15 protein-coding genes are annotated in these 14,072 nt (G+C 63.4%); 11 read left to right on the forward strand and 4 right to left on the reverse strand.

What is annotated here, in order from left to right:
- Positions 1-15 precede the first annotated feature (15 nt).
- From ACQP1T_RS16525 to ACQP1T_RS16535, 3 genes are all read right to left on the reverse strand, one after another.
- A complete protein-coding gene (locus ACQP1T_RS16525; protein ID WP_433761259.1) occupies positions 16-1,050 on the reverse strand; it encodes an NAD(P)H-dependent amine dehydrogenase family protein in 1,035 nt (344 codons plus the stop codon).
- An 86-nt stretch (positions 1,051-1,136) separates the two neighbouring features.
- The gene (locus ACQP1T_RS16530) at positions 1,137-1,733 is read right to left on the reverse strand and encodes a nuclear transport factor 2 family protein (RefSeq protein WP_433761261.1); all 597 of its coding nucleotides are present in this window, start codon (positions 1,731-1,733) and stop codon (positions 1,137-1,139) included.
- The gene (locus ACQP1T_RS16535; protein ID WP_433761263.1) at positions 1,730-2,128 is read right to left on the reverse strand and encodes a nuclear transport factor 2 family protein; all 399 of its coding nucleotides are present in this window, start codon (positions 2,126-2,128) and stop codon (positions 1,730-1,732) included. The genes ACQP1T_RS16530 and ACQP1T_RS16535 overlap by 4 nt, the downstream gene beginning before the upstream one ends.
- Before the next feature lie 866 nt (positions 2,129-2,994).
- On the opposite strand from ACQP1T_RS16535, the gene ACQP1T_RS16540 reads away from it, so the two are divergent.
- Positions 2,995-3,420, forward strand: coding sequence for a nuclear transport factor 2 family protein (locus ACQP1T_RS16540; protein ID WP_433761264.1), 426 nt, complete (start codon positions 2,995-2,997; stop codon positions 3,418-3,420).
- The gene (locus tag ACQP1T_RS16545) at positions 3,417-3,965 is read left to right on the forward strand and encodes a nuclear transport factor 2 family protein (protein ID WP_433761266.1); all 549 of its coding nucleotides are present in this window, start codon (positions 3,417-3,419) and stop codon (positions 3,963-3,965) included. The genes ACQP1T_RS16540 and ACQP1T_RS16545 overlap by 4 nt, the downstream gene beginning before the upstream one ends.
- 16 nt (positions 3,966-3,981) lie before the next feature.
- Here ACQP1T_RS16545 and ACQP1T_RS16550 read toward each other — a convergent pair whose 3' ends face one another.
- Positions 3,982-4,848, reverse strand: coding sequence for an IclR family transcriptional regulator (locus ACQP1T_RS16550; protein ID WP_433761267.1), 867 nt, complete (start codon positions 4,846-4,848; stop codon positions 3,982-3,984).
- A 118-nt stretch (positions 4,849-4,966) separates the two neighbouring features.
- Here ACQP1T_RS16550 and ACQP1T_RS16555 point away from each other — a divergent pair, with 118 nt between their 5' ends.
- The 9 genes from ACQP1T_RS16555 to ACQP1T_RS16595 are packed head-to-tail and all read left to right on the forward strand — an operon-like array spanning position 4,967 to position 14,053.
- Positions 4,967-5,401: a nuclear transport factor 2 family protein gene (locus ACQP1T_RS16555; RefSeq protein ID WP_433761269.1), complete on the forward strand. Its 435-nt coding sequence runs from the start codon at positions 4,967-4,969 to the stop codon at positions 5,399-5,401.
- Between the two features lie 26 nt (positions 5,402-5,427).
- The gene (locus ACQP1T_RS16560) at positions 5,428-6,285 is read left to right on the forward strand and encodes an MlaE family ABC transporter permease (RefSeq protein ID WP_433761271.1); all 858 of its coding nucleotides are present in this window, start codon (positions 5,428-5,430) and stop codon (positions 6,283-6,285) included.
- Positions 6,285-7,139, forward strand: a complete 855-nt coding sequence (locus tag ACQP1T_RS16565) for an ABC transporter permease (RefSeq protein WP_433761272.1) — start codon at positions 6,285-6,287, stop codon at positions 7,137-7,139. The genes ACQP1T_RS16560 and ACQP1T_RS16565 overlap by 1 nt, the downstream gene beginning before the upstream one ends.
- 3 nt (positions 7,140-7,142) lie before the next feature.
- On the forward strand, positions 7,143-8,450 hold the full coding sequence (locus tag ACQP1T_RS16570) for an MlaD family protein (protein ID WP_433761274.1): 1,308 nt from the start codon (positions 7,143-7,145) through the stop codon (positions 8,448-8,450).
- Entirely contained in the window at positions 8,447-9,484 is a 1,038-nt protein-coding gene (locus ACQP1T_RS16575) for an MCE family protein (RefSeq protein WP_433761276.1), read from the forward strand. The genes ACQP1T_RS16570 and ACQP1T_RS16575 overlap by 4 nt, the downstream gene beginning before the upstream one ends.
- Before the next feature lie 7 nt (positions 9,485-9,491).
- The gene (locus tag ACQP1T_RS16580) at positions 9,492-10,544 is read left to right on the forward strand and encodes an MCE family protein (protein ID WP_433761278.1); all 1,053 of its coding nucleotides are present in this window, start codon (positions 9,492-9,494) and stop codon (positions 10,542-10,544) included.
- Positions 10,541-11,656, forward strand: coding sequence for an MCE family protein (locus ACQP1T_RS16585; protein WP_433761280.1), 1,116 nt, complete (start codon positions 10,541-10,543; stop codon positions 11,654-11,656). Before ACQP1T_RS16580 ends, ACQP1T_RS16585 begins: the two co-directional genes overlap by 4 nt.
- Positions 11,657-11,672: 16 nt before the next feature.
- A complete protein-coding gene (locus ACQP1T_RS16590; protein WP_433761282.1) occupies positions 11,673-12,794 on the forward strand; it encodes an MlaD family protein in 1,122 nt (373 codons plus the stop codon).
- Positions 12,791-14,053: an MlaD family protein gene (locus tag ACQP1T_RS16595; RefSeq protein ID WP_433761285.1), complete on the forward strand. Its 1,263-nt coding sequence runs from the start codon at positions 12,791-12,793 to the stop codon at positions 14,051-14,053. The genes ACQP1T_RS16590 and ACQP1T_RS16595 overlap by 4 nt, the downstream gene beginning before the upstream one ends.
- Positions 14,054-14,072: the final 19 nt, after the last annotated feature.

Here is a 14,072-nt window from a genome sequence, read left to right on the forward strand (position 1 = left end):
GTTATCGAGACGCGTTCACCACAGTGCCGCGGCAATGGATGGCAGGTCTATGGCGGTGCGGATGCCCGGGGGTGCGGTGCACAGGTAGGGGACGGTGTTGACGGCGCGGTTGGCCGCGTAGGTTGGCGAGGCCGCATTCGTCTGGAGCGACGCTGCCCCCGGCCACAGGTCGACCTCGAGCGGCGCATCACCCTCGACCGAGATATGCCAACCGGTCGGGCGCAGTGACCAGTCGGAGTCGATGTCGGTGCTGCAGTAGCGCGTCGAGCGGAACTGCAGCAGCGGATGGCCGCGGCGGGTGCCGGAGACTGTGATCCGTTGTGCGACAACGGTTCCCTTGCGGAACACGGCGGCGCCGACCTGGACGTCCTGGTTCGCGGTGGCGAATTCGCCGCGGACGTCGATCGCGTCGAGTGGCGGTCCGAAAGCGTCGGCGGCCAGGCGCAGTGACGGGCCGATTGCGCGGCGGGCCTGGATCAGGCGGTGTTGCTCGAATGTCCCTTGGCTCATGCCGAAGCCCATACCGAGCAGCGTCCATGGTGTTTCGGAGAGGGTGAGGTCGGTGTATTCGTCGATCACCATCCGGTCCAGGCGTCGTTGGATCGAGCCCAGGGCGATGGGCATGGTTTCGGTGATGAAGCCGGGACTGTGGCCGGTGCTGTGAATCGAGGTTCCACCAGACCAGCACGCGGCCTCCACGCGTGCGTACAGGGCTTGATCCATGCTGGCCGGATGATGGAATATGCCGTCGGTGGTCACGATATTCGTCCCGGTGGCCAGCAGTCGGCAGACGGTGTCGATATCGAAGACGCTCGGTGTGTACACCACGCAGTCGGCAGCCAGCCGGATGATTTCGTCGACGTCGCCGGTGGCGGTGATCCCGGTGGGCGTCGGCAGTTGACACAGGCGGCCCGCATCGGTGCCGACCTTGTCCGGATTGTGGGCATAGACCCCAACCAGTGTGAGGTTCGGGTGTTCGATGAGAGCTCGCAGGGCGGGGCGGCCGACATTCCCGGTGGTCCATTGGACCACTCGGTATTGCCGCGCCATTTGCTCGATTGCGATGTGCGGCAAGGGTTTTGCCTCGTCTCGATGGCTGATGTCACAGCCCGTCTTTCGTTGCGGTTGGCGCTGAGTCATCGACGCCGGCGCAATCGGCCGATACGCCACCGACGTGGCCGGTTCTGAAGCAGGCGCTGCTGCACGATCGGGTCGAGGCAGAGCCGAGTGAGTGTGGAGCTGCTGATGAGCCAGCGGTCACCGGCGAGTGCGTAGGTTTCGTGATAGTGCCCGGACCCCCTGCCTCGGATATCGTCCGGCCAGATCAGAAGATCCTGCAGCGCCCACACCCCGGTCGCGGTGGTCGGTGTCCGCACCTCGATTTCGGGCATGTGCCCCTGATGGACGGTCCGGGCGGGACCGATGGTGGCCTGGAGATAAGCGATGAAGGCGTCCGCGCCGGTCGTCTTGATCCCGGCCGAGGCTGTCGTGTCGATCACGACGTCGGGCGTCACCTGCTGCTTCAGCAGCTCCCAGTCTTTGGTATCTATCGCCCGGAAATAGCGTGCCTTGAGCTGTTTGATCGCGTGAACAGCCGCTACCGCTGCGGCAAGTTCTACGCGATCCTTCGGTGCGTCACCGGGACCCACGTACCCATGTCCCAGCTCCACGTGAGCCCGACCGAATGTTGTCGCGCCGGTCTCGCTCATGAAGGTTTGCCGCGGGTATGTCATGACTGGTCTGCCTGCAGGCGAGTCGATTTCATGCCTGTAATCACCCACCGGCCATCGCGAATGCCGTAGGTGTCATGATCGTGACCGAACGACAGCAAGCGTCTGCCATCCGGCTTGATCAGCTGCACTTGGACCGCCCATGTTCCGGTCGCCGCACCCGCGGCGGTGATCGCGATTTCGGGCATGTGTCCGTGATGGACGGTCACCGTTGTGCCGTAGTCGGTTTGGAGCGCGACCACGTGGTTCGACGCTCCCCGGATACGGTCCCCACCGACCGCCGTCGTGTCCACGTCAATGTCATCGGCGAGAACGGAGCCGAATGTGGACCAGTCCTTGGTGTCGAGACTGCGGAAGTAACGCGCCTTGAGCGACTCGATCGTGTTGATCGCCTGCAATCTATGCGGATCCACCGCTGTTCCCACTCGCCTTCCTGATTGATCGTCGGGGCTATAGCGACCTGCGGCACCAGCATGAAGGAGATTTAGCGGCAGGCCATTACCGTATATCGACTATTCGATAAATTCTATCTAATAGTTGATAGAATCTTAGGCTGGCAGTGCAAAGAGCGTCAAACTGACTAGAGGCCGCCAACGGCCTGAACCTCACGCTCGGCATCAGCTCCGCCGGGTCCGTGGGTAAGCGAATTCGATTGTGGGGCAGGGGTAGCCGGGCAGGCACCCGGAATGCGGTCGACTTGCCGAGTTGCGCACGCCGGGTCACTGACGCCGAGCGGGTGTCATCGGATCGATGGCGACCCCACAGCACGCCCTCCAGCGAGCCACAGGCGTAGAACGGTATGACGATATAGGGGCGGCCGGTGGGGGTGATGTCGACGTGCAGCACCTGCAGGATGTGGGGATGTCCGAACAGCCGCCCTAGGGCCCGCTTTTGGGGAGGTCGCGCTGTGTCGCGGCCTCGTCGAACTCGTCCATCGAATATTCGTTGGCACCTCCGCGTCAGCGCATCCATCCCGACCCGTGTCTCAACGATGGCGCCGTTGTGGAACGGCGGTAACCAGGCGTTATCAAGAGTGGAACAGTGCCGGTTCGGATCAGTCGATTCGGGTACCGGGACGTGATCGAGCTCTATGTCGACGTCGGAAGTGTGAGTCTGCGGGCTTGACGCGTTTTCGCCGCCAGCCTAGAGTTCTGACGATTATTCGATATGAATTATCGAATAATAGATAAGATCGTTGCATGCTCTGCCGCTCGGAATTTCTTCACGACGGTGCCGCAGTCGCGATCGTCGATAACGAGGAAGAGTGGGAACAGCGGTGGATCCGGATACATTGCAGGCGATCAATGCGATCGAGTCGCTCAAGGCGCGTTACTTCCGCGGCCTCGATACCAAGGACTGGTCCATATTCGGCTCCGTTCTCGCCGATGACATCGATGTGGACACGACTGCGCTCGGTGGTACCAGTGTCACGGGCGCTTCGAATTACGTGGCTGCGCTGCAACGTGATTACGGCACAGCGGTGACGGTCCATCACGGGCACATGCCCGAAATCGCGATCACCGCCGCGGGTGCGGCGACCGGAACATGGGCGGTGCAGGTGCTGCTGGTCCGGCCGGATGGCAAGCGCTTGCTGTCGTTCGGTCACGATCATGACACCTACGGGATCCGTGATGGCCGATGGGTGATCACGGGCATCAAATCGACTCGCCTGCAAGAAGATCAGTCGTGACGTACACGCGGCGAACCTTCATGATCGGCGCCGGAGCCGCCGCCTTGGGTCTCGCGGGAGCGGAAGCGGCACGTGTGTCTGCGGACCCTGGTGCCGCGGCGTCGCCGGACCCCGCAGTCGCAGTAGCGGCTGTCTGCGCGATCAAGCAGGTCAAGGCACGCTATTTCCGGGCGGTGGATACCAAGGACTGGGAGCTGCTCAAACAGCAGGTAACGCCCGATGTCGTAGTCGACACGACAGGCTCGGCCGGCATCATCACGGCCGGCGACGATGCCTTTATCGCCTATTTGAAGCTCACCATCGGTACTGCCCGGACCGTCCATCAGGGGCACATGCCCGAAATCGAGGTGCAGTCACCGAGCACCGCGACCGGGGTGTGGGCGCTGCAGGATCTGCTGATCTTTCCCGGCAATATCCGAGTCATCGGATTCGGGCACTACCACGAAACCTACGAGTTCGACGGTGACCGCTGGCGCATCAAAAGCTCCAAACTCACTCGGGTCTACCTCGACCCGATCGCGGAGGAGAGAATGTTCGGCATGTGAGGACCGTGCCGCGTCGTCAGGCCCGCGACCGGGCGGTGTCGGTGATCGCGGTCGTCATCCGGATCAGGTGTTGGCCGATCGTTTCGGTCTGCTCCGGCGGGAGTTCGCCGAGGGGGTGGACCGAGAGCAGCAGCGCCGCTTGCCCTTGCGAGTCGAGTACCGGCGCGGTGATGGCGGAGACCGGGTACGGACGGCCGGAGTTGACGTCCGGAAATCCGAGTGTCGTGAATTCCACGCGCAACTGGTCGAGGGTTTCCTGGATATTCGATGGAAGTGCGATCGTGCCGGTGTCGAGCGTGCCGATGAGGCTCGCGGCTCGCCCGATAGCGGGCGAGGTGTAGTCGACATCGAATCCGCGGTCGCGAATCCGGCTGAGCGTGTCGTTCAGGCGTTCGGCGATCGCCGTATTCGTGGACGCGGCCCGCTGGATCCAGGCGCGGCGCTCCTCGGCGGTATCCCAAGCCGCGAACACGGCGCCGAACGGTGGCGCGTAGGGAATGCGATCACCGGGCCACGCTCGCTCACCGCCTTCGAACGCGGTAATCACCAACGAGTCGCCGACCTTCTCGGTTACCGATGCGGCATAACCGAATTCGGCGGTAAGCGAGACCGCGGCGGCTCGTGCGGCCTCGACGAACGGGCGTGTGTTCACTGCCGCCGCGACGACGGCGAGCCCCGGCCCGAGTGCGTAGGCCTTCCCTGCCGGGTCGCGGGTAGCCCATCCGCGATCGCACAGGGTCTTCAAGATCGCATGCGTGGTGGCCAGTGTCAGGTCCAATTCGCGTGCGATGTCGCTGTAGCGGAGCCGCTCGTTGCCGCGACGTGCCAGCAACTCCACGACATCGATGACACGCGCGGTCGGTGCCGATATCGCACCACGCATCTTGACTCCCTTTCCGCTCTGCCTTACGGTCGAACCATCGAATAACTGATAGATGTTATCGAATACTCGATAACAATATCTGAGGATGACTCGCGACGCAAACCGAGGGAAAACATCGATGGTCCCACCGGACATTCTCATCACTGTCCATGAATTGACGCAGGCAAAAGCGCGATACTGCCTGGCCGTCGACACCCAGGACTGGGCGGCCCTCACCGACCTGATGACCCCGGACATCGAACTGGACGTCAGCCACAGCAACATCGGCATCCCTGTCATCACCGGGCGAGACGACGCGGTCGCGATGATTCGCGCCGCGCTGACCGGCGCTCGCACCGCCCACCAGGTTCACACGCCGCTGATCGATGCCGGCGGCGACGAAGCCCGCGTCATCTGGGCAATGCAGGACCGCGTCGTATGGGACAACGGGTCGGCACTGACCGGGTACGGGCACTACCACGAACGCTGGGTACGACGCCGCGACGACTGGAAACTCGCCTCGCTCACCTTGACTCGGCTGATCACCGAACAGTCCGGCACCACAGACAGATAGAGGCACACATGATGGCACGGGCGACGATGCCGGTGACTTCGACCGATACCGCGGAGCGGTCCGCGGTCGGTGAGATCAAGCAATGGGCGCGCGGATATCTGCGCCGTCATCCCGGTGCCTCCCTGGAAACCGTCGGTGGGCAGGTCGTCCTGGCCGTGCGGGCGATCCAATACCTGTTCCTCGACATCGTCACGGGCAAGTTCCCGTTCCGTGAATTCGTGCTGCAGGCAGTGTTCATGGCCAAGACCTCCTACGTGCCGACCATCGCCGTGGCGATCCCGATCAGCGCGACGATGTCGATCCTGTTCGGCCTGCTGGCCGGTCAGGTCGGGGCGACCTCGCTGGCCGGTGCCGCGGGGGGCCTGGCGGTGATCCGACAGGCGGCGCCAATGGTTACGGCCATTCTGTTGGCCGCTGCCGTCGGATCCGCCATCTGCGCGGACCTCGGAGCGCGAACGATCCGCGAAGAGATCGACGCGATGGAGGTTATGGGCGTCTCGCCGCTGCGGATGCTGGTGGTGCCCCGCTTGGCCGCGGGCATCGTGGTCGCGCTCGGCCTGACGGTTCTGAGCTCCTTCGTCGGATTTCTGGCCGGATACCTATTCAACGTCTACGTCCAGGGCGGCACCTCGGGAAGCTATCTGGCTACGTTCTCCTCTTTCGCCAGGATCGGGGACCTCTATCTGGCGATGGTGAAGGCCGTGGTGTTCGCCGTCATCGTCACCGTTGTCGCCTGTGAAAAGGGCCTGAGCACCAAGGGGGGGCCAGGAGGCGTCGCGAATTCCGTCAACGCCGCCGTCGTCGCCTCGATCATCATGCTCATGCTGGTGAATGCGGGATTCACCGAGTTGTACACCGTCCTTTTTCCGAGGACGACGCTCTGATGGCGTCGCGTTATTACCCGCCAGGAGTCCGGCCAGTCATAGTAGCCGGGACCACGGTGGCGGTTCCGGTCATGCGGCTGGGGTACATGGTCACCTTCTTCTGCCGTGTGCTGGGCGGTATTCCGGTGGTGCTGCGGCACTATCGCACGGAGTTCCTGCGCATTCTGTCGAATGTGACGTGGGGAAATGGCTCCATCGTCGTGGGCGGCGGGACCGGGCAGGTCGTTCTCGTGCTCGGTGCCGCGGCGGGGGCGATCGTCGCCATCGAGGGATTCAGCGCACTGAAACTGCTGGGCATGGCACCGGCTACCGGGATGATCGCCTCGACGGCGGTGACCCGCGAACTGGCGCCCATCATGTCCTCGATCGCCTTCGCCGCGCAGGCGGGCTGCCGCTTCACCGCGCAGCTGGGATCCATGCGCATCGCCGAGGAGATCGACGCCCTCGACTCGATAGCGATTCGCCCGATCCCGTATCTGGTCACGACGAGGATGCTGGCTTCGATCGTGGCGATGATTCCGCTGTACCTGGCCTGCCTCGCGACCAGTTACCTGGCCGTCGAAATCGTCGTTGGTCTGTCCGGCGGTCAATCGCCGGGTACTTACGAACACTATTTCCGCTTGGTGCTCAGTGGCACCGACATCATCTATTCGCTGTCGAAGGCGGTCGTCTTCGTCATCATCACCACGACGATCCAGTGCTATTTCGGTTTCTACGCCTCGGGCGGTCCGCAAGGGGTCGGCGTGGCGGCCGGGCGTGCGATGCGCGCCAGCATCACCGCGATGATCTTCGTGAATCTGCTGATGACGATGACGCTGTGGGGCTTCGACGCTGGCGCGAGGATCAGTGGGTAACAGATGTCGATTGCGTTCGAATCCGACGGCAAGGTCTTGCCCGACTGGCAGCTGCTTGTGCGCGGTACTGTCTTTCTCTTGGTCGTCGCGGCGGCCGCGGCCCTGATGATCGCCAGATCGCAAGGCGCATTCCGGGAGACGGTGCGGGTTACGGCGGTTCTCGTCAACGTGGGTGACGGCCTGCCGCCGAAATCGGATGTGAAGTATCAGGGCGTCCTGGTTGGTCAGGTCGACAGCGTGACGCCGTCGAGCAACGGCGGCCCGAATTACGTGCAGATCGATCTGAAACCTGAATATCTGCATGGGATTCCGTCGACGGTGACCGCACGTGTGGTGCCGAGCAACGTATTCGCGGTGCCGTCGGTCCAGCTGGTCTACCAGGGCGGCGGTGCACCGCTCCCCGCGGGCGCGCGCATTCCCGAGGACCAGAGCCTGGATACGGTCCGGCTGCAGACATCCTTGACCGCGCTGAGCCGAATCGCCGCCGCCGCGGGGCGGTCGGAATCGGATCCGGCGCTTGGGGTCTTGGCCATCGTCGAACGCGCCACCAGTGGCCGCGGCGCCGAGGCCATTCGGGCCGGTGCCGAACTGACCCGTATCTCGGAGGCGTTCAATGCGGCGATGGCTCCCGACGGGACTGCTTCGACACTCGGTGCGCTTTCGGATGCCCTTGCCGGACTTCGGAACTCGGCGCCCGACCTGATGAGCGCGGTGCACAATGCGGTGGGGCCGATGCGTGCGGTGGCAGAGCGCGGCGACCAGCTGGCGACCTTGTTGACGGGCGGTCTGAGCACCTCCACAACGGTCGGCACGGCCTTGGAGAACAACACGGCGACGATCACCGACATGACCGCGAAATTGTCCCCGGTGGTCGGCACAATTGCCGTGGGGAGTCGCAATTTCGTCCAGATGACCACTTCGCAGACTCGGTTGGCCCGGACGTTCCTCGGGCTGTGGGACACCGCGGATCAGAACGTCACGGCCAAGGTCATCGTCGAGCTGACGCCGCATCGGCAGTACACACGCGCCGATTGCCCGCGCTACGGCGATCTCGAGGGACCGAGTTGCCGCACGGCCCCGGTCGGCGGGCCCACCATCATCGGCCCGAATGCGGCCGCACCGGCGAGCTATTCGTCCCCGATCGGGGGAAATGTCGGTCCGATCGGTAGCAGCCAGGAGCAGCAGCAGATCGCATCGATTCTCGGCGGCGGGCCCAATACCGCGGCCGACATCCTGTTCGGCCCCTTACTCAGGGGCAACGACGTGAAGCTCACCCCGGCACCGGATGCCCCGACAGGAGAGCCGCGATGAGCTACCGCAAACCGTTGCTCGGCCTGATCGTTTTCCTGGTGGTCTCGATCGTGCTGACCTGGACGATGTACGTGACGTTGTCACGTGACGTCAACGGGCGGACCGACACGTACTCCGCGATATTCACCGACGTATCGGGGCTGCATGCGCGCGATGACGTACGAATGGCCGGGGTGCGAGTCGGCCGAGTAAAAGCCGTCGAACTCGAGGGAACCCGAGCGAAGGTGACCTTCGAGGTCCAGCGCGGCCAAGTGCTGTACGGCAATACGGCGGCGTCGGTCATCTATCAGAATCTCATCGGCCAGCGCTATATCGGACTGTCGCTGCGGGAATTCGGTGATCCGAAGGTCTTACCGCCGGGCGGGCAGATCCCGGTCGAGCACACCGAGCCGTCGTTCGATATTTCCAAGCTGCTCAATGGATTCGAGCCGCTGTTCAGCATGCTCGATCCGCAACAGGTCGACAACATCAGTGCGGCGGTGGTGCGGGCGCTGCAGGGCGACGATGGCGCGATCACCACATTGATCGCCGAAACTGCCTCGCTCGCAGAGGCATTCGCGGGTCCGGACCAGGTGCTGGGACAGGTGATCGACAATCTCGGTGCGGTACTGGGTGATATGTCGAAGCAGAGCGGCAACCTGAAGACGGTGCTACAGCAGACCCGCCGGATATTCGATGCGCTGGCGCAGCAGCGTGATGTGCTGTTCGAGCAGGTCGATTCGATCTCCGGTGTGCTGGGCCGCGCCGCGGAAGTAGTGCGCGGTGCCAGTCCATCGATCAATGCGTTCATCGATCGGCAACCGGGATTCGCCCAGCACTTCATGGACAACAAGCAGAAGTTCGCCGAGCTGGGTTTCAATTTGCCGTTCCTGCTGAAGGGAATGGCCCGCGTTACCGACAACGGCGCCTATGTGGACGCCTACCCCTGCGATGTGCAGGTGAGCATGCTGCCCGGATTCGATCCGCTGCTCGCGGCGATTCTCGGGGGGAGCAACCCCGGCGGCAAGGTCGAGAACTCGGCGATCTGCAGGTGAGGCAGCGATGATACGACGACTGAAAACGGTATGGCAGCGGATGCGCGGCCGCCCGCTCGAGGACCGCAGCAAATTGGGCATCGGCCTGGTCGCGGTCACCGTCGTCGCGGCGGTGGTCGCGGTGACGGTATTCGTGAATTCGATGCACCTCGGGGAGCAGACCTACCGGGCCGATTTCGCGCAAGCCGCAGGTCTCGGCTCCGGCGATGCGGTGACCCTCGCCGGTATCCAGGTCGGTACCGTGACTGGGACGCAGCTGGCCGGGGACCACGTGGTGGTGACCATGAAGCTGCGCCGCGGTCTACCGCTGGGGTCCGATACCGGGGCCGCCATCAAACTGACGACGGTGCTCGGGTCGCGCTATGTCGAACTCCGTCCCGCCGGGTCGGGGCACCTGCGCGGCAATTCGATCGCACTGTCTCGTACCGAGGTGCCCTACGACCTGCAAACCGCACTGCAGAATGCCACCACAACCTTCAGCAGCATCGATGCCGATCGAGTCGCGCAGACGATGAACGCCTTGTCCGAGCAACTGCGTGGTGCACCGGCGTTGATGCCCGAAATCCTCGGCAATATCAGGTCTCTGTCCTCGGTGATCGCCGATCGGCGCACTCAGATCGGCTCGCTGCTGAACGGTACCGATCAGGTGCTCGAGGTGCTGCACGAGCAGCAGGCGGAACTGGCGGCCATGGTAGGTCAAGGACGAAATGTCTTGGAGCAGATCATCTCTCGGCGACAGGCCATTGCGGCGTTGCTGAACGCTGCCACCACGCTGGTCCAACAGTTGAAGCCCATCGCGGTGGACGACGCCGCGGAAATCCAGCAGCTGCTTACCGATCTGACGCAGATGACGACAATGATCGCCGACCACGACGATCTGTTGCGCAACATCCTGCAGATCCTGCCGGTGCCGTGGCGGTTGTTCGCGAACGCATCCGGTTCCGGCCAGGAACTGGCGGCCAATGCGCCCGACGGCGCCTTCATCGATTCCTTCATGTGCGCATTGAGTGGATATGCGAAACAAGTGAACCAGCAACCGTATTTCCAGGACTGCAAATGAGTAGCGTAATCCGAGGAGTGAAGCTGGCGACCGTCGCGTTCATCGGTGCCGTGGTCGCCGGATGTTCCAGCGGCCCGCTCGGCGGACTGACCGATACTTCGATCACCGTTACCGCGCAGTTCGCGAATGCGAATGGCCTGTACACCGGCAATGCTGTCTCGGTACTCGGTATGCGGGTCGGCAAGGTCGTCGATATCCAGGCGCGGGCGACGCACGTCGACGTCACGATGGATATCGACAAATGGGTCAAGATTCCGGCCGACGCCAAGGCGGTCGTCGTGTCGGACTCCGTGCTGACCGACCGGCACATAGAACTCACTCCGGTATACCGCGACGGTCCGGCGCTTGCCGACCACACCGTCCTGAGCGCCGATCGCACCAGGACCCCGGTGGAATTCGACAGCCTGCTCGCGATGGCCGACAAGTTGTCCACCTCGCTGGCCGGGGACGGTAAAGGCCAGGGACCGGTCGGTGGTCTTCTCGACGTCGGCTCACAGATCGTGGCAGGCAACGGGAACAGTCTGCGCGATGCGATGAGCGAACTGTCGCGCGCAATGCAACTCGGCCCGGACAACGGCGCCGCGACCCGTGCCGCGGTGACCTCGGTCGTGCAGAATCTCGATGCCTTGACCGCGGCGGCATCCCGCAACGATCAGGCATTGCGTGAATTCGGTTCCGGTGTGCGGACACTCAGCGATATCCTCGCCGACCAGCATCTAGGAGCCGGGGACACCGGGGCGAAACTGAATCAGATCATCATCGCCATGACCGATCTGTTGCAGCGTAATCAAGGCAATCTGCGGGCGCTGGCTTCGAATTCGAACACGATCACCAAATCCATGGCCGACTACAACGACAACCTTGCCGAATTTCTCGACGTTTTTCCGCTGGTGACCGACAACGCGTACAACGCGATCGACCAGAATATCGGCGCACTGCGCGCCACGGTCGATTTGAACAAGTTCTTCCTCGACGGCCAGATGCTGAAGGCGGTTTGCAACCTGTTGGGGCTGAAGGAGCTCGGATGTGCGACCGGAACCGCGCGCGATATGGGTCCCGACTTCGGCATCGGCCAGATGCTCGCGGTCATGGCGGGCGCACCGCCGAAATAGCAGAGATGACTCGATTATGACGAAATTCGGTTCGCGACAACGACTGCTCCGCATGACCGCGGTGGTGGCGGTATCGACCGCTGCCTGTTCGGCCACCGCGTGTTCGGTGACCCTGGACAAACTGCCATTACCGGCACCAGATATCGGCGGGGATAGCTATTCCTTGACAGCCACCTTCGCTAACGCTCTCAACCTGCCCGCCAAGGCGAAGGTCCGGCTCAATGGCGCCGATATCGGTGAGGTCGAGTCGATGCAGGCCGAAAACTACACGGCCGTGGTCGTTATGCGGATCGAGTCCGATGTGCGGTTGCCCGCCGGGACCACTGCCGAATTACGTTCGGCCACACCGATGGGGGACGTGTTCGTCGCACTCACGCCGCCCACCAAGTCGGATCCCGCGACTCCTGATCTGGGCGACGGCGCGCGCATCCCGCTGCAGTCGACCTCGGCTGCTGCCACCATTGAGGAAGTGCTCACCAGAGCGGCCCTGTTCGTCAACGGTGGCGCCATCGAGAACATCACAAGCCTGGCCAACAGCCTCGGAGCGGCTGTCGGCGGGCGCGGTGATCGTCTGGCCGAAATGATCGAACAGACCAGACAATTGGTGAACAATCTCGCGGTCCGGTCCGACCGGATCCACGAAATCCTTGCGGCGACCGGCGATCTGAGCGTGATGATCGCCACGCAGCGGGCCGACGTCAGCGATGTTATCGCCGCCGCTGGACCGGCTCTGCAGGTCATCAGCGATAACACCAGCGGCATCATCGATCTGGTCGGGCAGGTGAACCGGATCACCCAGCAGATCGCCCGATACCCCTCGGTGAACGGTACGAACGACCGCAGCCTGATGGAATCGGTCAATTTGCTGGCCGACGGCATGAATACGGCAGCGAACAATCCCGACGCGAACCTCGACGCACTCATCGGACTGATCCCGCTGATTATGAAGGTTACGAGTGCGTCGTCGGCGCACGTTAATGTCGATGTCGCCCGGCTCGCGATCGGCGCACTGCCGGATCCGAATACTCCGGCCGATTCCGGCTCCAGAATGCCGGACGCGACCGATTGGGTGAATTTCATCGGGTCGCTGGAGTACACCCTCAACCGCTTGCGAGAAAAAGTCGAGCCGGGCCGATGAACACAGCCGTAATTCTGGAACCACCCGCGCGGGCGCTGGTGTACACGGCGCGGCAAATGTCGCGCCACCGCCTGCTGACCTCGTGCATCGGCCTACTTCTCGTACTGGTCCTGGGGCTCGGCTACCTACTGTTGGGCTCCCTGCAACTCGATCCGTTCCGGTCGCAGTACCAGGTGCGGATCGAACTGACCCAATCCGGCGGACTGTTGCCCGGGCAGGACGTCACGCTTCGCGGGGTCCGGGTAGGACGCGTGCGGTCGGTGGACGTCGACGGCGACAAGGTCGTCGCCGTTGCCGAAATCCGCTCCGGCGTGCGGATCCCGAAGGTAGGCGACGTTCGGGTCGCCTCGTTGTCGGCTGCTGGCGAACAATACCTGGACTTCCTGCCCTCATCCGAGAACGGGCCGTATCTGGCCGATGGTGACGTCGTCGGCAAAGAGCACACCTCCACGCCGGTCACGATGGCCACCATGCTCGCCAGCATGAGCGGCACACTGGCACAGATGGATCCGGCCCAGATCGAGGCGATAGTGCGTGAACTCGGTGCGAGTTCGGCAGCACCCGAGAAACTGGCTGCCATCGTCGACGGCGGTCTGTTCCTGCTTTCGACCCTGGATTCGGTTCTGCCGCAGACTGTTTCGCTACTGCACAACAGTAAGTCAGTGCTCTTCACGCTGCGTGACGTCGCACCGGGGCTGCAAGCGACCGCCGCCAACCTGTCACAGACGATGGCCGGAGTCGGATCGATGACCGGCGGTTACCAGACGCTGGTCGACAACACACCGGGTGTGCTCAGCGCGGTGGACAAGATCATCGCCGACAACTCGCCGACCATGGTGCAGCTGCTCGGCAACCTGACTACCACGTCACAGATGGCCTATGTGCACGTGCCCGCGCTGCAAGAATTCTTCTTCCCCCAGCAGCGCACCGGCTCGACGCTCGATGCCATCATCTCGGCCCTGCACGACGGCGGGGTGTGGGCCATTGCGAGTGTCTACCCGAAGCGTGCCTGCGACTACGACCTACCGCGCCTCCCGGGCACCATTCCGGATTCCCCGGAACCCTATCTGCACGCACGGTGTACGAATACCGACCCGTCGCTGATGCCACGCGGGGCGGCGAACGCGCCCCGGCCGCCCGGCGACAACACGGCGACCATTCCACCCGGCGTGGATCCGCAGCAGCGCGCCGACCCGACACCGACCGGGCCGTACTCCGTTCCACAGACGTACGGCGGCCCATTTGTGCAAGGGGGATAGCGCACCGGGGGAACGACGA

The organism is Nocardia sp. CA-135398, from assembly GCF_050955845.1.
Taxonomy (GTDB): domain Bacteria; phylum Actinomycetota; class Actinomycetes; order Mycobacteriales; family Mycobacteriaceae; genus Nocardia.

Excerpts from the sequence above, each read along its gene's own strand:
- ACQP1T_RS16590 (WP_433761282.1), top strand. The coding sequence starts at position 11,673 with ATGACGAAATTCGGTTCGCGACAACGACTGCTCCGCATGACCGCGGTG.
- ACQP1T_RS16580 (WP_433761278.1), top strand. The coding sequence starts at position 9,492 with ATGATACGACGACTGAAAACGGTATGGCAGCGGATGCGCGGCCGCCCG.
- ACQP1T_RS16525 (WP_433761259.1), bottom strand. The coding sequence starts at position 1,050 with ATGGCGCGGCAATACCGAGTGGTCCAATGGACCACCGGGAATGTCGGC.
- ACQP1T_RS16575 (WP_433761276.1), top strand. The coding sequence starts at position 8,447 with ATGAGCTACCGCAAACCGTTGCTCGGCCTGATCGTTTTCCTGGTGGTC.
- ACQP1T_RS16595 (WP_433761285.1), top strand. The coding sequence starts at position 12,791 with ATGAACACAGCCGTAATTCTGGAACCACCCGCGCGGGCGCTGGTGTAC.
- ACQP1T_RS16555 (WP_433761269.1), top strand. The coding sequence starts at position 4,967 with ATGGTCCCACCGGACATTCTCATCACTGTCCATGAATTGACGCAGGCA.
- ACQP1T_RS16585 (WP_433761280.1), top strand. The coding sequence starts at position 10,541 with ATGAGTAGCGTAATCCGAGGAGTGAAGCTGGCGACCGTCGCGTTCATC.
- ACQP1T_RS16560 (WP_433761271.1), top strand. The coding sequence starts at position 5,428 with ATGCCGGTGACTTCGACCGATACCGCGGAGCGGTCCGCGGTCGGTGAG.
- ACQP1T_RS16530 (WP_433761261.1), bottom strand. The coding sequence starts at position 1,733 with ATGACATACCCGCGGCAAACCTTCATGAGCGAGACCGGCGCGACAACA.
- ACQP1T_RS16565 (WP_433761272.1), top strand. The coding sequence starts at position 6,285 with ATGGCGTCGCGTTATTACCCGCCAGGAGTCCGGCCAGTCATAGTAGCC.
- ACQP1T_RS16570 (WP_433761274.1), top strand. The coding sequence starts at position 7,143 with ATGTCGATTGCGTTCGAATCCGACGGCAAGGTCTTGCCCGACTGGCAG.
- ACQP1T_RS16550 (WP_433761267.1), bottom strand. The coding sequence starts at position 4,848 with ATGCGTGGTGCGATATCGGCACCGACCGCGCGTGTCATCGATGTCGTG.